At 72.3% G+C, this 21,743-nt stretch carries 23 protein-coding genes and 1 pseudogene; 9 read left to right on the forward strand and 15 right to left on the reverse strand.

All coding sequences use genetic code 11. From position 1 onward, the window contains the following. Positions 1 to 55: 55 nt before the first annotated feature. The 4 genes from cysS to ACWGSR_RS20445 all read right to left on the reverse strand — a co-directional run bounded on the left by cysS (position 56) and on the right by ACWGSR_RS20445 (position 3,611). On the reverse strand, positions 56 to 1,453 hold the full coding sequence (gene cysS / locus ACWGSR_RS20430) for a cysteine--tRNA ligase (protein WP_453567992.1): 1,398 nt from the start codon (positions 1,451 to 1,453) through the stop codon (positions 56 to 58). 73 nt (positions 1,454 to 1,526) lie between these two features. Next, complete coding sequence (gene ispF, locus ACWGSR_RS20435; RefSeq protein ID WP_453567994.1) at positions 1,527 to 2,024, reverse strand: 2-C-methyl-D-erythritol 2,4-cyclodiphosphate synthase; 498 nt, start codon at positions 2,022 to 2,024, stop codon at positions 1,527 to 1,529. Continuing rightward, on the reverse strand, positions 2,014 to 2,763 hold the full coding sequence (ispD, locus tag ACWGSR_RS20440) for a 2-C-methyl-D-erythritol 4-phosphate cytidylyltransferase (protein ID WP_453567996.1): 750 nt from the start codon (positions 2,761 to 2,763) through the stop codon (positions 2,014 to 2,016). The genes ispF and ispD overlap by 11 nt, the downstream gene beginning before the upstream one ends. Before the next feature lie 365 nt (positions 2,764 to 3,128). Next, entirely contained in the window at positions 3,129 to 3,611 is a 483-nt protein-coding gene (locus ACWGSR_RS20445) for a CarD family transcriptional regulator (RefSeq protein WP_003953493.1), read from the reverse strand. A gap of 627 nt (positions 3,612 to 4,238) precedes the next feature. On the opposite strand from ACWGSR_RS20445, the gene ACWGSR_RS20450 reads away from it, so the two are divergent. Further along, on the forward strand, positions 4,239 to 4,904 hold the full coding sequence (locus tag ACWGSR_RS20450) for a DUF461 domain-containing protein (RefSeq protein WP_453567998.1): 666 nt from the start codon (positions 4,239 to 4,241) through the stop codon (positions 4,902 to 4,904). Positions 4,905 to 4,974: 70 nt separating this feature from the next. On the opposite strand, the pseudogene ACWGSR_RS20455 reads toward ACWGSR_RS20450, so the two are convergent. From ACWGSR_RS20455 to ACWGSR_RS20465, 3 genes and pseudogenes are all read right to left on the reverse strand, one after another. Then, positions 4,975 to 5,046 (reverse strand): annotated as a pseudogene (locus ACWGSR_RS20455) (DNA-binding response regulator); the annotation flags it as partial. Positions 5,047 to 5,145: 99 nt separating this feature from the next. Next, positions 5,146 to 5,826 carry a response regulator transcription factor gene (locus ACWGSR_RS20460; RefSeq protein WP_017242433.1) on the reverse strand — a complete coding sequence of 227 codons (681 nt, stop codon included), beginning with the start codon at positions 5,824 to 5,826 and terminating at the stop codon, positions 5,146 to 5,148. Further along, complete coding sequence (locus tag ACWGSR_RS20465; protein ID WP_376242406.1) at positions 5,823 to 7,049, reverse strand: sensor histidine kinase; 1,227 nt, start codon at positions 7,047 to 7,049, stop codon at positions 5,823 to 5,825. Before ACWGSR_RS20465 ends, ACWGSR_RS20460 begins: the two co-directional genes overlap by 4 nt. Before the next feature lie 297 nt (positions 7,050 to 7,346). Here ACWGSR_RS20465 and phoU point away from each other — a divergent pair, with 297 nt between their 5' ends. Next, positions 7,347 to 8,027, forward strand: a complete 681-nt coding sequence (gene phoU / locus ACWGSR_RS20470) for a phosphate signaling complex protein PhoU (RefSeq protein ID WP_376242404.1) — start codon at positions 7,347 to 7,349, stop codon at positions 8,025 to 8,027. Positions 8,028 to 8,180: 153 nt separating this feature from the next. Continuing rightward, complete coding sequence (locus tag ACWGSR_RS20475) at positions 8,181 to 8,333, forward strand: hypothetical protein (protein WP_366376031.1); 153 nt, start codon at positions 8,181 to 8,183, stop codon at positions 8,331 to 8,333. An 88-nt stretch (positions 8,334 to 8,421) separates the two neighbouring features. On the opposite strand, the gene ACWGSR_RS20480 is transcribed toward ACWGSR_RS20475, so the two are convergent. After that, positions 8,422 to 8,910, reverse strand: a complete 489-nt coding sequence (locus ACWGSR_RS20480) for a GNAT family N-acetyltransferase (protein WP_453568001.1) — start codon at positions 8,908 to 8,910, stop codon at positions 8,422 to 8,424. 81 nt (positions 8,911 to 8,991) lie between these two features. Here ACWGSR_RS20480 and ACWGSR_RS20485 point away from each other — a divergent pair, with 81 nt between their 5' ends. Further along, positions 8,992 to 9,831: a hypothetical protein gene (locus ACWGSR_RS20485; protein WP_453568003.1), complete on the forward strand. Its 840-nt coding sequence runs from the start codon at positions 8,992 to 8,994 to the stop codon at positions 9,829 to 9,831. 175 nt (positions 9,832 to 10,006) lie between these two features. Here the strand turns inward: ACWGSR_RS20485 and ACWGSR_RS20490 are convergent, their stop codons facing one another. Then, on the reverse strand, positions 10,007 to 10,582 hold the full coding sequence (locus ACWGSR_RS20490) for a CGNR zinc finger domain-containing protein (RefSeq protein ID WP_453568004.1): 576 nt from the start codon (positions 10,580 to 10,582) through the stop codon (positions 10,007 to 10,009). A gap of 201 nt (positions 10,583 to 10,783) precedes the next feature. Here ACWGSR_RS20490 and ACWGSR_RS20495 point away from each other — a divergent pair, with 201 nt between their 5' ends. After that, on the forward strand, positions 10,784 to 11,425 hold the full coding sequence (locus ACWGSR_RS20495; RefSeq protein WP_453568006.1) for a LysE family translocator: 642 nt from the start codon (positions 10,784 to 10,786) through the stop codon (positions 11,423 to 11,425). A gap of 82 nt (positions 11,426 to 11,507) precedes the next feature. Here ACWGSR_RS20495 and ACWGSR_RS20500 read toward each other — a convergent pair whose 3' ends face one another. From ACWGSR_RS20500 to ACWGSR_RS20510, 3 genes are all read right to left on the reverse strand, one after another. After that, entirely contained in the window at positions 11,508 to 11,981 is a 474-nt protein-coding gene (locus tag ACWGSR_RS20500) for a hypothetical protein (RefSeq protein ID WP_453568008.1), read from the reverse strand. Positions 11,982 to 12,075: 94 nt separating this feature from the next. Beyond that, positions 12,076 to 12,813, reverse strand: coding sequence for a dienelactone hydrolase family protein (locus ACWGSR_RS20505; RefSeq protein WP_376242392.1), 738 nt, complete (start codon positions 12,811 to 12,813; stop codon positions 12,076 to 12,078). A 206-nt stretch (positions 12,814 to 13,019) separates the two neighbouring features. After that, on the reverse strand, positions 13,020 to 13,781 hold the full coding sequence (locus ACWGSR_RS20510) for a phosphoglyceromutase (RefSeq protein ID WP_376237028.1): 762 nt from the start codon (positions 13,779 to 13,781) through the stop codon (positions 13,020 to 13,022). Between the two features lie 124 nt (positions 13,782 to 13,905). On the opposite strand from ACWGSR_RS20510, the gene ACWGSR_RS20515 reads away from it, so the two are divergent. Continuing rightward, positions 13,906 to 15,231, forward strand: coding sequence for an MDR family MFS transporter (locus ACWGSR_RS20515; protein WP_453568011.1), 1,326 nt, complete (start codon positions 13,906 to 13,908; stop codon positions 15,229 to 15,231). A 48-nt stretch (positions 15,232 to 15,279) separates the two neighbouring features. On the opposite strand, the gene ACWGSR_RS20520 is transcribed toward ACWGSR_RS20515, so the two are convergent. Next, complete coding sequence (locus ACWGSR_RS20520; RefSeq protein ID WP_453568105.1) at positions 15,280 to 16,200, reverse strand: MBL fold metallo-hydrolase; 921 nt, start codon at positions 16,198 to 16,200, stop codon at positions 15,280 to 15,282. Between the two features lie 144 nt (positions 16,201 to 16,344). Here ACWGSR_RS20520 and ACWGSR_RS20525 point away from each other — a divergent pair, with 144 nt between their 5' ends. Next, positions 16,345 to 17,394, forward strand: a complete 1,050-nt coding sequence (locus ACWGSR_RS20525) for an AraC family transcriptional regulator (protein ID WP_453568013.1) — start codon at positions 16,345 to 16,347, stop codon at positions 17,392 to 17,394. Here the strand turns inward: ACWGSR_RS20525 and ACWGSR_RS20530 are convergent. After that, positions 17,303 to 17,872: a YbjN domain-containing protein gene (locus tag ACWGSR_RS20530; RefSeq protein ID WP_453568015.1), complete on the reverse strand. Its 570-nt coding sequence runs from the start codon at positions 17,870 to 17,872 to the stop codon at positions 17,303 to 17,305. The two genes, ACWGSR_RS20525 and ACWGSR_RS20530, sit on opposite strands and share 92 nt — an antisense overlap. Beyond that, the gene (gene mshA / locus ACWGSR_RS20535) at positions 17,865 to 19,232 is read right to left on the reverse strand and encodes a D-inositol-3-phosphate glycosyltransferase (protein WP_376237040.1); all 1,368 of its coding nucleotides are present in this window, start codon (positions 19,230 to 19,232) and stop codon (positions 17,865 to 17,867) included. The genes ACWGSR_RS20530 and mshA overlap by 8 nt, the downstream gene beginning before the upstream one ends. A 333-nt stretch (positions 19,233 to 19,565) precedes the next feature. Here mshA and ACWGSR_RS20540 point away from each other — a divergent pair, with 333 nt between their 5' ends. Further along, on the forward strand, positions 19,566 to 20,360 hold the full coding sequence (locus ACWGSR_RS20540; protein ID WP_453568017.1) for a class I SAM-dependent methyltransferase: 795 nt from the start codon (positions 19,566 to 19,568) through the stop codon (positions 20,358 to 20,360). Between the two features lie 246 nt (positions 20,361 to 20,606). Next, positions 20,607 to 21,653 carry a C40 family peptidase gene (locus ACWGSR_RS20545; RefSeq protein WP_453568019.1) on the forward strand — a complete coding sequence of 349 codons (1,047 nt, stop codon included), beginning with the start codon at positions 20,607 to 20,609 and terminating at the stop codon, positions 21,651 to 21,653. Positions 21,654 to 21,743 lie beyond the last annotated feature (90 nt).

The raw sequence follows: 21,743 nt of genomic DNA on the forward strand, positions 1-21,743 counted from the left end.
ACGTACGAAGTCTGTAACTGAAGTGTGCCGCCCGGAGGTCCGAGCGGCACGTCTTCTAACGGTTGCCCAGCGTCCAGCGGGGGCCGTCGGGGCTGTCCTCGATGGCGAGGCCGGACTGGTTGAGCTGGTCGCGGATCGCGTCCGCGGTCGCCCAGTCCTTCCGCTCGCGCGCCGACTCGCGCTGCTGGAGCACGAGCCGTACGAGGGTGTCGACGACGCCGTGGAGCTCCTCGCCGCCGCCGGACTCCTCGGCCCAGTGCGGGTCGAGGGGGTCCAGGCCGAGGACGCCGAGCATGGCACGGACCTCGGCGAGGCGGGCGATGGCTTCGTCCTTGTCGTCCGCGGCGAGGGCGCTGTTGCCCTGGCGGACGGTGGTGTGGATGATCGCGAGCGCGTGGGGCACGCCCAGGTCGTCGTCCATGGCCTCGGCGAAGGCCGGCGGCACCTCGGCGGCGGGGGCGACGGGCGACCCGGCCTTCTCGGTGGCGCGCTGGACGAAGCCCTCGATGCGGGCGAACGCCGACTCGGCCTCGCGCAGGGACTCCTCGCTGTACTCGATCATCGAGCGGTAGTGCGGGGTGCCCAGGTAGTAGCGGAGGACGATGGGCCGCCAGTTCTTCACCATCTCGGACACCAGCACGCTGTTGCCGAGCGACTTCGACATCTTCTCGCCGCTCATGGTGACCCAGGCGTTGTGCACCCAGTACTGGGCGAACGCGTCGCCGAAGGCCTTGGCCTGGGCGATCTCGTTCTCGTGGTGCGGGAAGATCAGGTCGAGGCCGCCGCCGTGGATGTCGAAGGCGGAGCCCAGGTACTTGTGGGCCATCGCCGAGCACTCCAGGTGCCAGCCGGGACGGCCGCGGCCCCACGGGGTCTCCCAGTCGGGCTCGCCCGGCTTGGTCGCCTTCCACATGGCGAAGTCGCGCGGGTCGCGCTTGCCGGAGACGCCCTCGTCGGGCTGGCGCAGGTCGTCGATGTCCTGGTTGGACAGCTCCAGGTAGCCCGGGAAGGAGCGCACGTCGAAGTAGACGCTGCCGTCCGCCTCGTAGGCGTGGCCGCGCTCGATGAGTCCGCGCATCATCTCGATCATCTCGGGGACGTGCCCGGTGGCGCGCGGCTCGTAGGTGGGCGGCAGGCAGCCGAGCGCGTCGTAACCGGCGTTGAACGCGCGCTCGTTCTCGTATCCGATGGACCACCAGGGACGGCCCTGGTCCGCCGCCTTCGCGATGATCTTGTCGTCGATGTCGGTGACGTTGCGCACGAACGTGACGTCGTAGCCGCGGTACTCGAACCAGCGGCGCATGATGTCGAAGTTCAGCCCCGACCGGATGTGGCCGATGTGCGGGGCCGCCTGGACGGTGGCGCCACAGAGGTAGATCGAGACACAGCCCGGTGTGAGCGGGGCGAAGTCACGGATCTGCCGGGCGCTGGTGTCGTACAGGCGAATAGTCACCCCTCCAGGGTAGTGGGCGTGTGGTGGTGCCCCGCGACCTATTCCCGGCCACGGGGCACGTTTTTCGTCGCCCCTACTGCTGTACGGGGTAGACGAGGGCGGTCGCCAGGGCGGCGAGGCCCTCGGCGCGGCCGGTGAGGCCGAGGCCGTCCGTGGTGGTGCCGGAGACGGAGACGGGCGCTCCGGCTGCCTCGCTCAGCGCCTTCTGCGCCTCGTCGCGCCGCTTGCCGACCTTGGGGCGGACGCCGACGACCTGCACGGCGATGTTCCCGATCTCGTACCCCTCGGCGCGGACGATCCGGGCGGCCTCGGCGAGCAGGGTGGCGCCGGAGGCGCCGGACCACTCGGGGCGCGAGGTGCCGAAGTGGGCGCCGAGGTCGCCGATGCCGGCGGCGGAGAAGAGCGCGTCGCAGGCGGCGTGGGCGGCGACGTCGCCGTCGGAGTGCCCGGCGAGTCCGTACTCCTCGCCCTCCCAGAGGAGGCCCGCGCACCAGAGTTCGCGGCCCTTCTCGAAGGCGTGGACGTCGGTGCCGATGCCGGTGCGGGGAAGGTTCGTCGGCTCAGAAGCCATCGTTGGCCCTCCTGCGGGCGAGTACGGCCTCGGCGAGGACGAGGTCGAGGGGGCGGGTCACCTTGAAGGCCTCTTCGTGGCCGGGCACGACGACGACGGGCGCGCCGAGCATCTCGACCATGCCGGCGTCGTCGGTGGCGCCCTCTCCGGTGAGGGCGACGGTGGCGTGGGCGTCGACCAGGGTGTCGCGGTCGAAGCCCTGCGGGGTCTGGACCGCGCGGAGGCGGGCGCGGACCGGGGTGGCGACGACCTGCTCGGGGTCGCCGGGCTTCTCCGCCGGCTCGACCTCCTTGACGGTGTCGGCCACGGGCAGCGCGGGGACGACGGCGACGGCCCCGTCCCGTACGGCCTCGACGACGGCGTCCACGGTGTCGACGGGGACGAGCGGGCGGGCCGCGTCGTGGACGAGGACGGCGGTGATGCCCTCGGGGAGCGCTTCGAGGCCGAGGCGCACGGACTCCTGGCGGGTCTCGCCGCCGGGCACGACCAGGTAGTCGGTGCGCTCGGGGAGGGCGTGGGCGTCGAGGAGGTTCTTGACCTCGGCGGCGCCGTCGGGGGGCGCGACCACCACGACGAGCGAGACCGCGCGGGAGGCGGCCATCGCGCGGACGGCGTGGACGAGCATGGGGGTGCCGTTCAGCGCGCGCAGCGCCTTGGGGGCGCCCGGGCCGAGGCGTACGCCCCGTCCGGCCGCCGGGATCACGACGGCGGTACGGCTAGGACGCGCTTCGTCTGACATCGGTTGCACTCCGGCAGGTTTGTTTCCGCGGCCGACATGGGTATGGCACTCACCGTGCCGGACGCTCCGCCTTGACCGGGCCCTTTCCGTGACGACGGTCGAGGCGTTGCCGCCCAGCACAGGGGGTTCGGACGGGGCGGGGATTCCCGGCGCGTCGGGCTCCATTCCGCGCGGATGAGTCCGTGCGGGTGGGTCCGTGCGGAGAAGCCGGGGGAGCCGCGCCCGAGAAGTAGAAGTACGTGGGTACGTGGGTACGCGAACATGCCGCAGCGCCCGGCGACAGCGCTGTGTGGATCACAGCGCGCCAGCGGGCACCGCGGCATCGCTTCACTTGAAGAACGCGGTCCGGTGTGGCCGGATCACGCTCAGGACGCGAGGACCTCGTCGAGGAGAGCCTCGGCCTTGTCCTCGTTCGTGTTCTCCGCGAGGGCCAGCTCGCTGACCAGGATCTGCCGCGCCTTGGCGAGCATGCGCTTCTCACCTGCGGAGAGACCCCGCTCGCGCTCGCGCCGCCACAGGTCGCGCACCACTTCGGCGACCTTGATGACGTCGCCGGAGGCGAGCTTCTCGAGGTTTGCCTTGTAGCGACGGGACCAGTTCGTCGGCTCCTCGGCGTACGGCGCGCGCAGCACCTCGAAGACCCGGTCCAGCCCGTCCTGCCCGACCACGTCGCGGACCCCGACGAACTCCGCGTTGTCCGCCGGCACGCGGACCGTCAGGTCACCCTGCGCGACCTTGAGCACCAAGTAGGTCTTGTCCACGCCTTTGATCTGGCGAGTTTCGATGGCCTCGATCAGCGCGGCCCCGTGATGGGGATAGACCACGGTGTCGCCAACCTTGAACGTCATGTGACAGGTACCCCTTCCGTGGCTATCCAGAGTAACACGGATACGGCTTCTTCTGAATGGCGTTTTCGCAGGTCAGGGCATATCTCGGGGCTTGACAACAGCGACGCGGACGTGCTGCGGAGGGCTTCCGGAAGGGGGTATTCGCAGGTCGGAGCGGCTGTGCGGACGGAGAGAAACGCGCACGTTACACCTACCCGAGCCTCCGTGGCGAGGGGTTGATGTCCCGTTTTGTCGGGTTCGGAGTGGCCTTCTTCACGTGCTCCGTTCGAGGATCGGTCACCCGTACGGATGCATCCCGGGGTGATTCCCGGAATTGATCAGCCGAGAGCGGCCGAGATCGTCCGAGATCGGTCCGGGATTTCCCGGAGGGGCGGCTCCGGGGAATGCGGGGGACCCTCGAATTGATCAAGGCGGTTATGTGAACAACAGGTCAATGCGTTGTGATCCGGCCACGCGGCGGGGTGCCGCGCCGGATGCCGCGGACCCGGCCGTGATCCGCCGGACACCCCCTAGGGGCGGGTCGGGTGCGGGACGGAGAGTGCGGCTCGGTAACCTAAGCGCGCTGACACGCCTTTAGTTGGCTTTGACACCCAAACCCGTCCGTACGTCCTAGGAGATGCCGCCGCCGTGAGCCGCAGCCTTCGACGCGGCGCCCTCGCCGCCACCGCCCTCGTGTTCTCCGTCGCCGCGCTGTCCGCCTGTGGGGCGGGCAACGACGCACAGACGCTCGGCGTCCGGCCCGACAACGCCGCCATCACGGTGGACGACGTCAAGATCCAGAACGCCCTGGTCATCACCCAGCCCGAGATCGGCGTCAAGGGCCCGGCGGCCGTCTCGGCCACGGTCTTCAACAACGGCTCCCAGCCGCAGACCCTCGACGCCATCACCCTGCCGGGTTCGAGCGCCACCGTGAAGCTGACGTCGGCCGGCGGCTCCGGCGCGATCACCGTCCCGGCCAACGGCTCCGTCGTCATCGGCGGCGCGGGCAACGCCACCGCCATGATCGAGAACGGCACCGAGTCCGCCCGCCTCGGCGACGCGCAGAAGGTCGTCTTCAAGCTGAGCCGGACCGGCGAGGTGGCCCTGAAGGCCTTCGTCGTCCCCGCGGACAGCTACTTCAAGGAGTTCGGCCCGGAGGTCGTCCCCGCTCCCCCGGGCGCCACGCCGACCGCCTCGGCGTCCCCGTCGGGCGAGGCCGGCCACGGCTCGGAGCACGGCGGGGAGGGCGCCGAGCACGGCGCCGAGGGCTCCGCGACGCCGTCGGGCGAGGCGAGCCACGAGGCCGGTCACTGACCCCCGTACGTACGTGAGAGGGGCGCCCCCTGGTGGGGGCGCCCCTCTCACGTATCCGTACGGCGGGCCTCTACGGCTCGAACTTGTAACCCGGGCCCCGGACCGTCACCAGGTGGCGCGGGGCGCCCGGGTCCGGTTCGAGCACCGTCCCGCGTGCGCTCCTCGCACTGCTCGGCCCAGGGGCCTCACAGGCTTCGGAACGCCGCGCCGGACTCCGTCCGGCCTCGACGGGCCGCCCGCTCTACGGCTCGAACTTGTAGCCCAGGCCCCGGACCGTCACCAGGTAGCGCGGGGCGCCCGGGTCCGGTTCGATCTTGGCGCGCAGGCGCTTGACGTGGACGTCGAGGGTCTTGGTGTCGCCGACGTAGTCCGCGCCCCACACCCGGTCGATGAGCTGCATGCGGGTCAGCACGCGGCCCGCGTTGCGCAGCAGCATCTCCAGCAGGTCGAACTCCTTCAGGGGCAGGTCGACCTTGCCGCCGGAGACCGTCACCACGTGCCGGTCGACGTCCATGCGGACCGGGCCGGCCTCCAGGGCCGCCGGGGTGACCTCCTCCGGCTCGCCGCGGCGGCGCAGGACCGCGCGGATGCGGGCGACCAGCTCCCGCGAGGAGAAGGGCTTGGTCACGTAGTCGTCGGCCCCTATCTCCAGGCCGACGACCTTGTCGATCTCGCTGTCCTTGGCGGTCACCATGATCACCGGGACGTTCGAGCGGCCGCGCAGCTGGCGGCACACCTCGGTACCGGGAAGGCCCGGAAGCATCAGGTCGAGGAGGACGAGGTCGGCTCCGTTGCGCTCGAACTCGTCGAGGCCGTCGGGCCCGGTCGCCGCGACGGCGACCTCGAAGCCTTCCTTGCGGAGCATGTACGACAGGGCGTCGCTGAAGGATTCCTCATCCTCGACGACGAGCACTCGGGTCACGGAAGGACCTCCGGGGCGGGAAGCGGTTCGGTCATGAGATCGGGGGTGGGGGAGGCGGGCCGGCGGTCCCGTGCGGCGCCCGCCTCGGGCAGCCGCAGGGTGAAGGTGGAGCCCTGACCCTCGGTGCTCCAGACGGTGACCTCCCCGCCGTGCGAGGCGGCCACGTGCTTCACGATGGCGAGGCCCAGGCCCGTGCCGCCGGTGGCACGGGAGCGGGCGGGGTCGACGCGGTAGAAGCGCTCGAAGACGCGCTCCTTGTCCTTGTCGGGGATGCCGACGCCCTGGTCGGTGACGGCTATCTCGATGAGGTCGCCGCCGGGCGCGGCGATCTTGCGGGCCGCGATGCCGACGCGGGTGTGGGCCGGTGAGTAGTTGACGGCGTTCTCGACGAGGTTGCCGAGGGCGGCGGCGAGCTGGCCGCGGCTGCCCCAGACGTGCAGTCCGGCCGAGCCCCCGGAGGCCATCGTGATCTGCTTGGTGGTGGCGGTGTGCCGGGAGCGGTCGATCGCCTCGGCGACCAGCTCGTCCACGGACACCGGCTCGGAGTCCTCCAGCGGGTCGTCGTTCTGCACGCGGGAGAGGTCGATCAGCTCCTGTACGAGGTTGGTGAGGCGGGTCGCCTCGATCTGCATCCGGCCGGCGAAGCGGGTGACCGCCTCGGGGTCGTCCGAGGCGTCCATGACCGCCTCGGAGAGCAGGGAGAGCGCGCCCGTGGGCGTCTTCAGCTCATGGCTGACGTTGGCGACGAAGTCCCTTCGCACCGCCTCGATGCGCCGGGCCTCGGTGAGGTCCTCGACCAGGAGCAGTACGAGCCGGGAGCCCAGCGGGGCGACCCGGGCGGAGACGGCGAGGGCCTCGCCGCGTCCGGTGCCGCGCCGGGGCAGGTCCAGTTCGACCTGCCGTATCTCTCCGTCGCGACGGGTGTCGCGGGCCATGTTGAGCATGGGCTCGACGGCCAGCTTGCCGCCGCGGACCAGACCGAGCGCGTACGCCGCCGAGCTGGCCTTCACCACGGAGTCGCTCTCGTCGAGGACGACCGCGGAGGAGCGCAGTACGGACAGCACGGTGTCGACGCCGGGCGGGAGCACGGCGTCGGTGTGCAGCGAGGTACGGGTGGGTCGCGTCTGGTCGCGTTCGCTCCAGCGGAACGCCAGCATGGCGATCACGCCGGTGCACACGCCGGCGATCGCTGCCAATGCGGCGACCGCCGCGTTCACGTCCATGCCCCCAGGTTATGCGGGCTGCCGGACACTCTCCCAGCCGTCCGAGTGGCTGCTCGAACAGTCGTCGCCCAGAGTTCACCGTGGAGACCCGGTCGGTTCACTTGTCCCGGCGGGCGCGGTGGCGTGCGTCGCCCAGAGTTCACCTGGGGGACGGGGGCGGTTCACACGAGGGGGTGGAGCCGGACGCGTAGGGGGCCGAACGTGGGAGCGTGGGGTTCGGACCCCACCCGTACCCCGGGGCCTCCGGAGCCCCCAGAGCCTCCGGAGCTTTGCAGCTTTGCGTAGAGAGGGACATCCATGCGGGACGCGTACCACGAGGAACTGGACTCGATCGGAGAGAGCCTGGTCGAGATGGCCCGGCTCGTCGGGTCGGCGATCGGGCGCGCCACGACGGCGATGCTCGACGCGGACCTGAAGCTCGCGGAGAGCGTGATCGCGGCGGACCAGAAGGTCGACGACCTCCAGCACGACCTGGAGGCGCGGGCGATAGCGCTGCTCGCCCGCCAGCAGCCGGTGGCGACGGACCTGCGGATCGTGGTGACCTCGCTGCGGATGAGCGCCGACCTGGAGCGCTCGGGCGACCTGGCGCAGCACGTCGCGAAGCTGGCGCGGCTGCGGTTCCCGGAGTCGGCGGTGCCGCGGGACCTGCACGCGACCATCCTGGAGATGGGGCAGCTCGCGCAGCGCCTGATGGCGAAGGCGGCGGAGGTCATCATCACGAAGGACGTCGACCTGGCGCTCCAGCTGGAGCAGGACGACGACGAGATGGACCTGCTGCACCGGACGCTGTTCCGGCACCTGATGGACGACCGGTGGAAGCACGGCATCGAGACGGCCGTGGACGTGACGCTGCTCGGCCGGTACTACGAGCGGTTCGCGGACCACGCGGTGTCGGTGGCGAAGCGGGTGGTGTACCTGGTGACGGGCGAGCACGCGGACGATCTCCAGGCGGCGGACGCGCCGGTGGAGGGGGCGTAGCCCCTCGTCGGGGCGGTTCGGGGGGGTCAGGGGGCGGCCGGGTGCTGTTCGGGGGGCGCACGGACGTGCGGGCTCCGGTGCGCCGTTGATGCGCCGGTGCGGGTGGGCATGCAATGGGGGGAGGCGATCCGCGCCTCGAAAGGGAGGGACCCCATGGCCGATTCCCCGATGACGACCGACTCCGGGACGGAGCCGCCGCGCGAGGCGGTCCTGTTGCCCGTCCTCGGCGCCTGCGGCTGCGGCTCGGGCTGCGGCTGCGGCTGCCAGTCGGGCGGGCCGTGCCAGTGCGGGGGCTGCTCGGGCTGACGCGGACGGGAACGTACGCGTGCGCGGGAAGGGGTGCGGCGATCCGCACCCCTTCCTCTCTTTCAGTACGGGCTTTCAGCGGAGGCTTTCAGTCCAGGTCGAGCACGCCGACAACCTGCTCTCCGCTCGTCTCCCCGGTGGTGCGGAACCCGAGCCGGCGGTAGAACGCGCCGGGCCCGTCGTCGCCGGGCCGCCAGGTCACGTACATCCGCCGCACACCGCGCCGCCGCAGTTCGTCGGCGACGGAGAGGACGGCGAAGCGCCCGCACCCCTTGCCCTGCGCGTCGGCGGAGATGTTGAGCCGCCAGAGGCCGCTGCGCCGGTCACCGGGGGCATCCTCGCTCCACGGGAGGTCGAGGAAGGCCATGAGGAACCCGACGAGCCGCTCCCCGTCAAGGATCAGCCGGGGCCAGGCGGCCTCGCCGAAGACGTAGGCCTCGGCGAGGGACCGCACGACGGGCGCGACGTTCCGCTCCTGGTGGGGGTGGACGCGGAGGTCGAGGGCGGCGTCGACGGTGGCGGGGGTGACCTGCTCCAGGCGGAGTGACGTGCTGGGGGTGCTGGGGGTGCTGCTCATGATCCGGACGCTAGCGGGGGCGTACGGATCCGTCGTGCGATTTACGTGCTCGCGCGTACACCGGAATACGCCCCTGCCGAGATGACGCACTCGGCGAGACCTACCTCCTGTCATCTGCCGGAGGAGCTGGACGAGGCCTTCGCGCTGCGGTTCGGCGGCAGCCCGCCGGAGGCCCTGAACTCCACCCACTCCCTGACGATCGTCGCGAGCGAGGTCGACGCGGCGACGGAGCGGATCGTCGGCTACCTGGCCTCGGGGTTCCAGGTGCCGGTCAACGTCCTCTTCTTCCGGTACTTCGAGGACGAGGGGCGCTCCTACCTGGCGCGCACCTGGCTGATCGACGACGCGGAGGCGACGGCGCCGTCGGCGGGGGCGAAGGCGCGCGGAAAGCAGGAACCCTGGAACGGGACGGACTGGTACGTCTCGTTCGGCGACGAGCGCGAGGGCCGGAACTGGGACGACGCGCGCCGCTACGGCTTCGTGTCGGCCGGCGGCGGGGAGTGGTTCTCCCGCACGCTCCGCTCCCTGCCGGTCGGCGCGCGCGTGTTCACCCACATCCCGAAGGTCGGGTACGTGGGGGTCGGCACGGTGTCGGGCGAGGCGCAGCCCTTCGAGGACGCCCTCCTCAACGTGGACGGCGAGGATCGCCGCATGGCCGAGCTGCCCTTGACGGGCGCGTACCGTCCGGCCGGGCCGGACGCGCCGCAGGACGGGGAGGACCGGCGCGAGTGGGTCGTCCCGGTCACGTGGGAACGCGCCGTGCCCCGCGAGCGGGCGCTGTGGCGTCCGGGCTTCTTCGCCAACCAGAACTCCGCCTGCAAGCTCCGCGCCCGCTTCACGCTCGACGAGGTCTCCCACCACTTCGGCGTCGCCGACGGTCCTGGCGATGCCGGACCGACCTCGCTCGCCTCGCCCGGCTGACCAGGTTGACCGCCCGACCAGGTTGACCGCCCGACCGCCTGACCGCCTGACCACCTGATCAGATCGACCGGCTGACCGGCTGACCGGCTGACCGGAATCAGGCTTTCCGTCGACGAGATGACCGGCGGCGCCGGGCGGGGACGTACGGGCAGCACTGCCGAACACCCGAAAGCGGTCAGTCGGCGAGGCCCGTTTCCCGGCGCTTGCCGGCGAGGAAGCGCGCCTTCTTCTCGCGGTTCCCGCACGTGTTCATGTCGCACCATCTCCGCGTACTGCCGCGACTCGCGTCGAAGAAGGCGGCGCGGCACGTGGGCGATGCGCACAGGGAGATCTTCCCCGCCCGCTCCCCCGCGAGGATGCCGATCGCGTCGGCGGCGATCACGCTGAGCGCGTCCTCCACGGAAGAAGAGCCCAGCCGCCATCTCCGCTCGCCCTCGGGCGTCAGGACCGCCGAGGCCAGGCCTCGGGCACTGCACTCATTGATGACCTGGACGGCCGGGGAGGGAAGCGGCTTCTGATGCGCGGCTGCGGTGGCGGCAGCGTGAATCGATTCCCTCAGCTCTCGGGCCCGGTCGAGCTGGGACTGCGTGCAGGAATCGACCGCGAGCCCGTTGACGTCCAGCCAGTCCACGAGCCGAGAGGGCACGGGAATGCGCTCCAGCTTTTCACCGCAGCGCTCCGACAGGGTTCCCGTGAAGCTGGTCGCCAGTATTTTTCCCAGGCGGAATTCAGGAAGGCGAACAGTGACCATGGAACCACCTTAGACGGTCTCTGTCAGGGTACAAGGCTGAAGAACCGCCCTGGGTGGTTCCGTGCCACCTTACGGATCTCACGGAAAGTCGCAGCTCAGCAGCGTGACGACAGTCATCGACCGGAGCAGATCTGCGTGGGACGGTCACTGTCGACACCGAGGGATCCTGGCACGCCACGCCGAAGCCGGAAGAGAACGAAGATGATGGATTTAGCGGTACTGCCGAGCTACATCGCGGTGATCCTGCTCTTTCTCGCCCCGCCGGGACCCGATATGGCCTACATGATCGCGGTGGGTCTCGAAGGCGGTCGCCGATCCGCCGTGAAAGCGATCCTCGGCATCGGAACGGGCATGGGTTTCTACGCCGCCCTCGTCGTCGCCGGCATGGGAGAGATAGCCCGTTCGCATCCGGCGGTCCTCGACGCGGTGAGGATACTGGGAGCGGCATATCTGCTGTGGCTGGCGTACGCGACCGTGCGAAGCGCACGTCGCGCGATCGGCGGGCGGGGCGACATCGTGCCGGGCAGGTGGTACCTGCGAGGAGTACTGGTCAGCCTGACCAACCCCAAGGTGATCCTCTTCTACCTCGCCGTGCTCCCGCAGTTCATCGGGAGCGCGGAGGACCCCGAGCTGCAGATGGCCGTCCTCGGCGCGGTCAACGTCCTGATGGAAGTGGTTCTCTACGGATGCGCCGGGGTGCTGTCGGGCTTCTTCCACGCGCGGCTCACCGGTTCGACGAAGGCGACGGCCGTACTGAACTACGCGGCGTCCGGCGTGTACGTCGTGCTGGCGGTGGCGATCTCCGTCGAGGTCCTCCTGGCCCACCAACGGCTGACGCGGTGAGCCGAGTCGGCGCCGGGTGACGAGCCGGCGGACACCACGTGCGCAGGCGTTCGCGCCCGTCCGCCGCCGCCCGTCGGCGTCGTCACTCGGTGAGGTACTCACCGCTCGACCGGTCGCCACGGGTGTCTCGTCGCGGTGCCGCCCAGCCTCCGTCGGGCCATCCGCCGGGGCCGTCCGTGCGGATGAGGATGCCCGGGGCGTCCGGATCGACCTCGCCCGTGTAGTGGTTCGGCCAGAAGGCCCGGCGGGTGCGCGGCAGAGGCACCTCGACGAGTCGGCCGTCGTGGATCATCCACAGGCCGAAGCACTCGTCCTCCTCGTCGTGGACCAGCACCTGCACCGAGTGCGGTGACGGCCAGGGCAAGGATTCGAGGTGCTCCAGCAGTCCGATCCACCGGGACCGTCGCACGAACTCGATGGCCCAGCCGCCGAACATGCCGTGCCCGATGTCGGTGAAACATCCCGACCATTTCCGGCTGTCGTCCTGCCGGGTCAGCGGCTCCATGACCTCTTCCGCGTGGCGCGCCAGCACGATGACTTCGGCGAATCTGCTCATGCGGGAGTATGGCCGGCCGCCGGGACGGAACGGCAACCGGATTTTCGTCGCCCCGCGGGGCCACGGCGGAGCGGAGCGCGGCCGGGTGCCCGGGTCACGCCCCCGGATCCTCCGTCACCGGCAGGCACTCGGCGAGCAGGTCGACGACGTCGCGCCAGGCTCGCCGCGCGTGCTGGGGGTGGTGGCCGACGCCGGGGACCGTGGGGTGGTCGACCGGCGGGTGGTGGAAGGCGTGCAGGGCGCCGCCGTAGACCGTGAGGCGCCAGTCGACGCCCGCGGCCCGCATCTCGGCGGTGAACGCCTCCCGTTGCGCGGGCGGCATGATCGGGTCCTCCGACCCGACCCCGGCCCACACCGGGCAGCGGATGCGCGACGCCTCGCCCGGACGGCCCGTGGTGGTCGCGTTGACCGTGCCGATCGCGCGCAGGTCGACGCCGTCGCGCCCGAGTTCCAGCCCGACGGCGCCCCCGGTGCCGTAGCCGACGGCGGCGATCCGGTCGGGGTCGGTCCGCGGTTCGGCGCGCAACACGTCGAGTGCCGCATGGCCGATGCCCCGCATCCGGTCGGGGTCGGCGAGCAGCGGCAGGCAGCGGGCCAGCATCTCCTCGGGGTCGCCCAGATAGCGCCCGCCGTGAAGGTCGAAGGCCAGCACCACGTATCCCAGCCCGGCGAGGGCGTCGGCCCGGCGGCGCTCGACGTCGCTGAGTCCCATGCCCTCCGGTCCGAGCAGCACCGCGGGCCTCCGGCCGGCACCGGCCGGGAGCGCGAGGTGCCCGATCATCGTCAGACCGTCCGCCGGATACGCGACCGTACGCGTCGTGATCGTCGTCATGGGGCGGGACTGTAGTGAGCGTCGAGCCCGGTCCGGCCGGTGTTCCGCCACCGGCGGAACAGCCTGCGTGGCCTTCGTACCCCTCGTGTCCCTCTGAGATACGGGGGCCGAGCGGCCCCACCGCGCCGACGGGCCGTGGACGGCCCGCGGAACGCATCGGCCCCCGGCCGGCGGAGAATCCGCGGGCAGGGGGCCGACCACGCGGGCTACTTCTTCTTGCCCTGGTTCTTCACGGCCTCGATCGCCGCGGCCGCCGCCTCCGGGTCGAGGTACGTGCCGCCCGGGTTGAGGGGCTTGAAGTTCTCGTCGAGCTCGTAGACGAGGGGGATGCCGGTCGGGATGTTGAGGCCCGCGATGTCGGCGTCCGAGACGCCGTCCAGGTGCTTGACCAGGGCACGGAGGCTGTTGCCGTGGGCGGCGACCAGGACCGTGCGGCCGGTGAGGAGGTCCGGGACGATGTTGTCGTACCAGTACGGGAGCATCCGCTCGACGACGTCCTTCAGGCACTCCGTGCGCGGGCGGAGCTCCGGCGGGATCGTCTGGTAACGGGCGTCGTGCGCCTGCGAGTACTCGCTGTCGTCCGACAGCGGCGGCGGCGGGGTGTCGTACGAGCGGCGCCACAGCATGAACTGCTCCTCGCCGAACTCGGCGAGCGTCTGCGCCTTGTCCTTGCCCTGGAGGGCACCGTAGTGGCGCTCGTTCAGGCGCCAGGAGCGGTTCACCGGGATCCAGTGGCGGTCCGCCGACTCGAGGGCGAGCTGCGCCGTGCGGATGGCGCGCTTCTGGAGGGAGGTGTGCAGCACGTCGGGCAGCAGGCCGGCGTCCTTGAGCAGCTCGCCGCCGCGCGTCGCCTCCTTCTCGCCCTTCGCGGTGAGGTTCACGTCCACCCATCCGGTGAACAGGTTCTTCTCGTTCCACTCGCTCTCGCCGTGGCGGAGGAGGATCAGCTTGTACGGTGCGTCGGCCATGCGTACGAGCCTAATCGACCTCCGACGATTGACGCGCGTCGTCAATTGAGTGGTGTCCGGCATGAGAGATGCGTAAGTTACGGACGGCCACATAGGGGCTTACGCACGCCAGGGGGCGCCACACATGTCCATCAGTACGCTCAGACGATCGGCCCGCGAGACGGTCTCCGGTCTTCCACCCGGCTTCTGGTGGCTCTGGCTCTCCACCCTCGTCAACCGGACCGGCGCCTTCGTCCTCACCTTCCTCTCCCTCTACCTGACCCTGGAACTCGGGCACTCCGCCTGGTTCGCCGGGCTCGTCGTCGCCCTCCACGGCCTCGGCGGCATCGCCGGCTCCCCGCTCGGCGGCGTGCTCACCGACCGCTGGGGCCGCCGCCCCACCATGGTCACCATGCACCTCGCGGGCGCCGCCTGCGCCGCCGCCCTCGCCGTCGTCACCAGCGCCTGGGGCATCGCCGTCGTCGTCCTGCTGATGGGCGTCGCCATGCAGGCCGTCCGGCCCCCCATCAACGCCACCATCGCCGACATGGTCCCCGCCCACGACGTGCGCCGGGCCTACGCCCTCAACTACTGGGCCCTCAACCTCGGCTTCGCCGTCGCCGCCATCGGCGGCGGCGCCGCGGCCTTCCTCGGCTACCGCACCCTCTTCGTCGTCGACGCCGCCGCCACCGTCCTGTGCGCCGTCATCGTCTTCCTCCGGCTCCCCGAGACCCGGCCCGAACGGCAGCCCCGGGAGGAGGGGAAGCCCGCCGCCGAGGAGAAGGTCAGCACGCTCACCGTGCTGCGCGACGCGCCCTTCCGGACGCTCGTCCTCCTCAACCTCCTCGTGTGTCTGGTGTTCACCGCTCCCTGGATCGGGCTTCCCCTGACCATGGCCGACCAGGGGCTCTCCCCCTCCTCCTACGGCGTCGTCATCGCCGTCAACGGCGTCGTCATCGTCGGCTTCCAGCTCCTCGTCAACAAGCTCACCGACAAGCGCTCCCCCGTCCTCCTCCTCTCCCTCTCCTCCCTCCTCTTCGGTCTCGGCACCGGCGCCACCGCCCTCGCCGGCTCCTCCGTCGCCTTCGCCGCGACCGTGGTCGTGTGGACCGTCGGCGAGATGATCCACGTCCCGACCAACGCCGCAGCCACCGCCCGCCTCGCCCCCGAGCACGCCCGCGGCCGCTACCAGGGCGTCATGGGCATCTCCTGGTCCGTCGCCGGTTTCGTCGCCCCGATCGTCGCCGGCGCGATCGTCGACGGGCCCGGCCCCGGCGTCCTCTGGGCGGCCACCGCCGTGATCGGCGTCCTCGCCGCCGCCGGTTACGCCACCCGGCTGCGGAAGGCCCTCGCGGAAGACACCGAGGAGACCGGGGCCGCCGTTCCCGTGCCCGGCCCCCTGGCCTCTCCCGCGCCCGCTCCCGTCGTCGTGAAGGGCGGGGACGCCGAGGACTCGCCCGTCAGCACCTGACCCGTCGGCGCCCGAATCGTCAGCGCCCGAACCGTCGGCGCCCGAGCCTCACCGGCCCGTCCACTCCGCCCAGTTCTTCAGGGCGAAGCCCCCGCCCGCCCTGCGCACCTCGGCCGCTCCCGCCCCGCCGAAGTGCGCGGGCACGACCAGTTCCCGGCGGTCCGCCGCCCGTTCGAGGATCCGGCGGCGGCTCGCCTCCGCCCCCGCCGGGTCCATGCAGAAGCAGCTTCCGTGCGAGGGGTCGAGGAGCTGTACGGGGCTGTGGACGAGGTCCCCGACGAAGACCGCCCGGTCTCCACCGGATTCGAGCCGCAGCACCGCGGAGCCGGGCGTGTGGCCGGGCGCCGACTCCAGCACCAGGTTCCCGTCGATGCGGTGCTCCCCGTCCCACAGCACCGTCCGGCCCTCCCGGTGCACCGGCGCGACGCTGTCCTCGTAGACGAGCCGGTCCTGCGCGCGCAGCCCGCCGCCGTACGCGTTCCCCGGGCCGAAGTGGGCGTCGTCGGCCGCCGGGAGGAGGTACCGGGCGTTCGGGAACGCCGGCACCCACTCGCCCGGCGCGTCGCCGGGCCGGGTGTTCCAGCCGACGTGGTCGGCGTGCAGGTGCGTGTTCACGACCACGTCCACGTCCTCGGGCCGTACGCCCGCCCGCTCCAGGCTCCCGAGGAAACCGTCCCGCCGCCGGTGGAAGAGCGGCGCCCCCGGGCGCTCGCGCCCGTCGCCCACCCCCGTGTCGACCAGGACGGTCAGGCCCCCGCTGCGCAGCACCCAGCTCTGGAGCGCCATCTGCGCGCTGCCGTCGGCCGGGTTCCAGTGGTCCGGCACCAGCCACGCCCCGTTGTCCTCCCACAGGCCGGGCCCGGCCCCCGGCACGAGGGCGCGGGCGGGCCCGAACGGGCCCCGCCACTCCACGACCCGGATGATCTCGACGTCCCCCAGGACCATGCGCTGTGCGTTCTCTTCGCTCATGCCGTCGCTGCTCATGCCGTCGTCGCTCATGTCGTCGCTGCTCATGCCGTCGACCCTAGGGAGGCTTCGGTGAGCCGTTCAATGCCCGTACGGATCCCGTGGATACGCGTACGGCTCACGCCGGGTCGGCGGTACGGTGCCGCCATGGACGTGGTGAGCGACGCGATCTCGGCCGTACGGGTCGGGCGGCCCTCCTCCCACCGGCTGCGGACGGGCGGGCGCTGGTGCGCGCGGCTGGCACCGTACGACGGCGCCGGCTTCCACGTCCTCCTCGAAGGCTCCTGCTGGCTGCTGCCCGACGGCGGCGCCCCGGTCGCGCTCGGGCCGGGGGACGCCGTACTGCTTCCGCACGGGACCGGGCACGTGATCGCCGACTCGCCCGCCGACGCGGAGACCGTCGCGCGGGCCGAGCCCTTCGTCCGCCGGGACGGCGAGGATCCGGCGAGCGGGACCGTGCCCGCGCCCCGGCCGGGAGAGCCCGCGGTGGTGATGCTCTGCGGCAAGTACCGGCTCGACCGCAGCCACGCGCACCCGCTCCTGGCCGAGCTCCCGTCCCTCGTCCACCTGCCGGACCGCGACGGCACCTCTCCCGAACTGCGTTCCGCCGTAAGCCTGTTGGCGGGCGAGCTGGGCGGGGAGGAGGCCGAGCGGCCCGGGTCCGGCATCGCCCTGCCCAGCCTGCTCGACCTGCTGCTCGTCTACATGATCCGGTCCTGGATGGACGGAGGCACGGACGGGAGCGCGGGCGGCGTCTGGCCGGCGGCCCTCGGCGACCCGGTGGCCGCCGCCGCGCTGCGCGCCCTGCACGCCGACCCGGCCGCGCCCTGGACCGTCGACCGGCTCGCGGCCGAGGCGGGCGTCTCCCGCGCCACCCTGGTCCGCCGCTTCACCGCCCGCGTCGGCCGGGCCCCGATGGCGTACCTCACCTGGTGGCGGCTGACCCGCGCCGCCGCCCTGCTCCGGAACGGCACGGACCCGCTGGGCACCGTCGCCCGCCGCGTCGGCTACAGCACGCCGTACGCGCTCTCGCACGCGTTCCGGCGCGAGTTCGGGATCACGCCGGGGCGGTACCGGGAGAACGGGGAGGGGCGGAAGGGCGCGCTCAGTCCGTCGGCTTCGCCGGAGACTCCTCGGACACACTCCCGGACGCCTGCTCGGAGGCCGCCTCCGGCGTCTTCGCCAGCAGGTTCTTGAACGCGTCCAGGTTCCGGGTCGACTCCCCCCGCGAGACCCGCCACGCGTACTCGCGCCGGATCGACGTCGCGAAGCCCAGCTCCAGGAGCGTGTTGAAGTCGCCGTCCGCCGCCTCCAGGACCGAGCCGAGCAGCCGGTCCAGTTCCCCGGGCGTGACGGCGGCGAGCGGGAGCTTGCCGGTGAGGTACACGTCGCCGAGGCCGTCGACCGCGTAACCCACCCCGTACAGCTTGAGGTTGCGCTCCAGGAGCCAGCGGTGGACGCCCGCCTCGTTCTCGTCCGGGTGGCGGACGACGAAGGCGTTGAGGGAGAGGGAGTGGCGGCCCGCGCGGAGGGAGAGCGTCGTGAAGAGCTTGCGCGTGCCCGGGAGCTTGACGACGTAGGAGCCCGGTCCGGGGGACTCCCACTCCAGTTCCGCGTCGTCGAGCGTGGACTCGATCGTCTGCCTGACGTCCTCGGCGGTCTTGTCCTCAGCCATGGTGGGAGCGTACGCGACGCCGGTTGTCGCGCAGCCGGTGGTCGTGCACGGCGGCCGTGTAGACGTCCGCCGTGGCCGAGGCCGCCGTGTCCCAGCCGAAGGAGCTCGCGTGCGCCGCCGCCGCCTCGCCCATCCGGTCCGACAGGGACGGGTCGTCCGCGAAGCGGCCGAGCGCCCGCGCGTAGTCCGCCGGGTCGTGGCCCTGCACGAGGAAGCCGGTCACGTCGTCCCGCACGGCCACGGGCAGGCCGCCCACCGCCGCCGCGACGACCGGGGTGCCGGCCGCCTGCGCCTCTATGGCGACCAGGCCGAACGACTCGCTGTACGAGGGCATGACGAGGACGCTGGCCGCGCGGAACCAGTCGGCGAGCCGCTCCTGGCCCACCGGCGGGTGGAAGCGCACGACGTCCGCGATGCCGAGCCGGGCGGCGAGCTTCTGGAGCCCCTCCGGCTTGGCCAGGCCGCTGCCGCTCGGGCCGCCGACCACGGGGACGACCATGCGGGAGCGGAGGGACGGGTCCCGGTCCAGGAGCCGGGCGGCCGCCCGGAGCAGGATGTCCGGGGCCTTCAACGGCTGTATCCGGCCGGCGAAGACCGGCACGAAGGCGTCCCGGGGCAGGCCGAGCCGGGCCCGGGCGGCGGCGCGGCCGTCGGCGGGGCGGAAGCGGTCGAGGTTGACGCCCGGGTGGACGACCGCGACCTTGCCGGGCTCCGCGTCGTAGAAGCGGGCCAGCTCGTCGGCCTCCTCGGCCGTGTTGGCGATCAGCCGGTCGGCGGCGGAGACGATCTGGGTCTCGCCGATCACGCGGGCCGCGGGCTCGGGCGCGTCGCCCTCGGCGAGCGAGGCGTTCTTGACCTTCGCCATGGTGTGCATGGCGTGGACGAGCGGGACGCCCCAGCGCTGGGCGGCGAGCCAGCCGACGTGGCCGGAGAGCCAGTAGTGGGAGTGGACGAGGTCGTAGTACCCCGGGCGGTGGCCCGCCCACGCCTGCATCACGCCGTGCGTGAAGGCGCAGAGCTGGGCCGGCAGCTCCTCCTTGGCCAGGCCCTCGTACGGGCCGGCGTCGACGTGCCGCACGAGCACGCCCGGCGTCAGCTCGACCACCGGGGGCAGGCCGCCGGTGGTGGCCCGGGTGAAGATCTCCACCTCGATGTCGATGGCGGCGAGCCGCTTGGCCAGCTCGACGATGTAGACGTTCATGCCGCCCGCGTCGCCGGTGCCCGGCTGGTGCAGCGGCGAGGTGTGGACGCTGAGCATGGCCACGCGCCGGGGGGGCCGGGGCCGGCCGGGAAGCCGGAGCCGGGCCGGCGCCGGGTGCCGGTGCCGGGTACCGGCGAACCGGGACACGTACTGGCTCACGTCGGCGGTCCTTCCGCTCGGGGGCCGGGACCGGGGCCGGGGTCGGGGCGCGGACCGGGGCCTTCGGTCTTCGGCGTGCGTTCGGCCGGTCGTCGGCCGGTCGTCTGCTGGTCTTCGGCTTTCGGGCTGGGCCGGGTCGGTCCGGATCCGACCGGTTCGGATCCGACCGGTCCGGTCCGGGTCGGGCATGGCGGCGGGAGGGCGCGGTACGTCCTCCAGCCGCGACAACACCGGAACGGTCCCTTTCATTTCCGGTGGCGGAGGCGTTTTGCCAATTCATTGCCGGAGGACGGAGCACGCGGCCCCCTCCCCCGCACCCCTTACGCTCGTGGCATGGCCCCGCGCACCACCCGCCCCGTCGGCACCCCGACCCGCGGGACCACCAACCCGAACCGGCTGCGCCGCATGGACCGCTGGATCGCCGCCGTCCACGGGTCCGCCCTCCGCCGCTCCCCCGAGCCGCCCCTCGCCGTCGACCTCGGGTACGGGGCCGCCCCCTGGACCGCCGTCGAACTGCTCGCCCGGCTGCGCACCGCCGATCCCCGCACCCGGCTGTACGGCGTCGAGATCGAGCCCGCCCGGGTCGAGGCCGCCCGGCCCTACGAGCACGAGGGGCTCTCCTTCCTGCACGGCGGCTTCGAGGTGCCGGTCCCCGGCCGGGTCGCCCTGGTCCGGGCCGCGAACGTGCTGCGCCAGTACGACGAGGAACAGGTCGCGGCCGTCTGGGAGCGCCTGTGCGGGCGGCTCGCCCCGGGCGGGCTGCTCGTGGAGGGCACCTGCGACGAGATCGGGCGCCGGCACGTGTGGGTGGCGCTCGGTCCGGAGGGGCCCCGCACCGTGACCTTCGCCACCCGGCTCGGCTCGCTCGACCGCCCCTCCGACCTGGCGGAGCGGCTGCCGAAGGCGCTGATCCACCGGAACGTGCCGGGCGAGCCGGTGCACGCCTTCCTGCGGGACTTCGACCGGGCGTGGGCCGCGGCCGCCCCGTACGCCTCGCTCGGCGCGCGCCAGCGCTGGATCCGTTCCGTGCGCGACCTGGCGGCGGACTGGCCGCTGACGGACGGCCCGCGGCGGTGGCGCCAGGGGGAAGTGACGGTGCGGTGGGAGGCGCTGGCGCCCGGGGGGTGACGGTGCGGTGGGAGGCGTCGGCGCCGCGGGCGTGACGGTGCGGTGGGAGGCGTCGGCGCCCCCGCTCCCACCTAATTCTCGCCACCTGTGGAACGCCACTCCCGCCCCATGCGTCACCCATGGGGGGAACGCGTCCGACAGGCCTCGCTTTCCCTTGTTACTTTCCGGTTTCGCATGGCACTATCGCCAAGGTCACCGGCAGGTTACTGACGGTAAATCACTTGTGGGTCACCAGAGGGGGAGCTCGTGAACCGACGCCGCCGTGCCGCCGCGATCACCATGATCTGCGCCTTGGCCGTGCTGGCCTCCCCCGTGCTGACCCTCCAGGCCTCCGCCGCGCCGCTGCCCCCTCCCCCGCCGAAGAAGAGCCTGGAGGAGGTGCGCAAGGAGATAGACGGTCTGTACCGGCAGGCCGCCGTCGCCACCGACGCGTACAACCTCGCCGAGGAGAAGGCCGAGGAGCAGTCCACCGAGATCGTCCGGGTCAACCGGATGCTCGCGGAGGGGCGCGAGAAGATCGAGAGCCTCAAGATCCAGGCCGGCGCCGCCGCCCGTGCCCAGTACCGCAACGGCGGGCTGCCCGAGGGCGCGCACCTCATCCTCACCAACGACCCGCAGCTCTTCCTCGACGCCGCGGGACGCATCAAGGACGGCGCGAAGGCCACCAAGGACCTCCTCGCCGAGATGACCCGCACCCAGGCCTCGCTGGACGTCTACGCCAAGGAGGCCGGCGACCACTGGACCAGGCTGGAGGCCAACCGCGTCCGGCAGGCCGCGGCGCGGAAGGAGATCAACGCCAAGATCGACGCGGCCAAGAAGCTGGAGTCCGAGCTCGCCGCCGAGGAGCGGGAGCGGCTGCGCCGCCTGGAGGAGCAGGCCCAGAAGGACGCCCAGCGGACCTGGCTCGACGCCGGCGCCCTCAAGGGGCTGAAGGCGGAGGCGACCGCGGAGGGCCTGAAGGCGGTCGAGTTCGCGACGGCCCAGATCGGCAAGCCGTACGGCTGGGGCGACGAGGGCCCCGGCTCCTTCGACTGCTCCGGCCTCACCCAGAGCGCCTGGGGCGCGGCGGGCCTCCGGATCCCGCGCACCTCGCAGGAGCAGTGGCGGCTGCTGCCGCGCGTGGACGTCAAGGACATGCGGCCGGGCGACCTGATCGTCTACTTCAAGGACGCGAGCCACATCGGGATGTACGTCGGGAACGGGACGATGGTGCACGCACCGCGCCCGGGACGGAACATCACCCTCGCGGGCGCGGGCTCGATGGAGATCCTGGGAGTCGTCCGCCCGGTGTGAGCCGGTGGGCCGGTGTGAGCCGATGAGCCGGTGCGGGCCGGCGGGCCCGCGCAAGCAGGAGACCTGTGTGAGCGGTGGGCCCACGGGCCG

The sequence above is a fragment of the Streptomyces sp. NPDC055632 genome (assembly GCF_053618675.1).

What these genes read in the sequence shown, in the direction of transcription:
- ACWGSR_RS20465 (WP_376242406.1), bottom strand. Translation starts at nt 7,049, where the DNA reads ATGGACGTGAACGCGGCGGTCGCCGCATTGGCAGCGATCGCCGGCGTG.
- ACWGSR_RS20505 (WP_376242392.1), bottom strand. Translation starts at nt 12,813, where the DNA reads ATGACGACGATCACGACGCGTACGGTCGCGTATCCGGCGGACGGTCTG.
- ACWGSR_RS20485 (WP_453568003.1), top strand. Translation starts at nt 8,992, where the DNA reads ATGACGCACTCGGCGAGACCTACCTCCTGTCATCTGCCGGAGGAGCTG.
- ACWGSR_RS20540 (WP_453568017.1), top strand. Translation starts at nt 19,566, where the DNA reads ATGGCCCCGCGCACCACCCGCCCCGTCGGCACCCCGACCCGCGGGACC.
- ACWGSR_RS20500 (WP_453568008.1), bottom strand. Translation starts at nt 11,981, where the DNA reads ATGAGCAGATTCGCCGAAGTCATCGTGCTGGCGCGCCACGCGGAAGAG.
- ACWGSR_RS20475 (WP_366376031.1), top strand. Translation starts at nt 8,181, where the DNA reads ATGGCCGATTCCCCGATGACGACCGACTCCGGGACGGAGCCGCCGCGC.
- ispF (WP_453567994.1), bottom strand. Translation starts at nt 2,024, where the DNA reads ATGGCTTCTGAGCCGACGAACCTTCCCCGCACCGGCATCGGCACCGAC.
- ACWGSR_RS20510 (WP_376237028.1), bottom strand. Translation starts at nt 13,781, where the DNA reads ATGGCCGACGCACCGTACAAGCTGATCCTCCTCCGCCACGGCGAGAGC.
- ACWGSR_RS20490 (WP_453568004.1), bottom strand. Translation starts at nt 10,582, where the DNA reads ATGGTCACTGTTCGCCTTCCTGAATTCCGCCTGGGAAAAATACTGGCG.
- phoU (WP_376242404.1), top strand. Translation starts at nt 7,347, where the DNA reads ATGCGGGACGCGTACCACGAGGAACTGGACTCGATCGGAGAGAGCCTG.
- ACWGSR_RS20445 (WP_003953493.1), bottom strand. Translation starts at nt 3,611, where the DNA reads ATGACGTTCAAGGTTGGCGACACCGTGGTCTATCCCCATCACGGGGCC.
- ACWGSR_RS20525 (WP_453568013.1), top strand. Translation starts at nt 16,345, where the DNA reads ATGGACGTGGTGAGCGACGCGATCTCGGCCGTACGGGTCGGGCGGCCC.
- ACWGSR_RS20515 (WP_453568011.1), top strand. Translation starts at nt 13,906, where the DNA reads ATGTCCATCAGTACGCTCAGACGATCGGCCCGCGAGACGGTCTCCGGT.
- ACWGSR_RS20480 (WP_453568001.1), bottom strand. Translation starts at nt 8,910, where the DNA reads ATGAGCAGCACCCCCAGCACCCCCAGCACGTCACTCCGCCTGGAGCAG.
- ACWGSR_RS20520 (WP_453568105.1), bottom strand. Translation starts at nt 16,200, where the DNA reads ATGAGCGAAGAGAACGCACAGCGCATGGTCCTGGGGGACGTCGAGATC.
- ACWGSR_RS20530 (WP_453568015.1), bottom strand. Translation starts at nt 17,872, where the DNA reads ATGGCTGAGGACAAGACCGCCGAGGACGTCAGGCAGACGATCGAGTCC.
- ispD (WP_453567996.1), bottom strand. Translation starts at nt 2,763, where the DNA reads ATGTCAGACGAAGCGCGTCCTAGCCGTACCGCCGTCGTGATCCCGGCG.
- ACWGSR_RS20495 (WP_453568006.1), top strand. Translation starts at nt 10,784, where the DNA reads ATGATGGATTTAGCGGTACTGCCGAGCTACATCGCGGTGATCCTGCTC.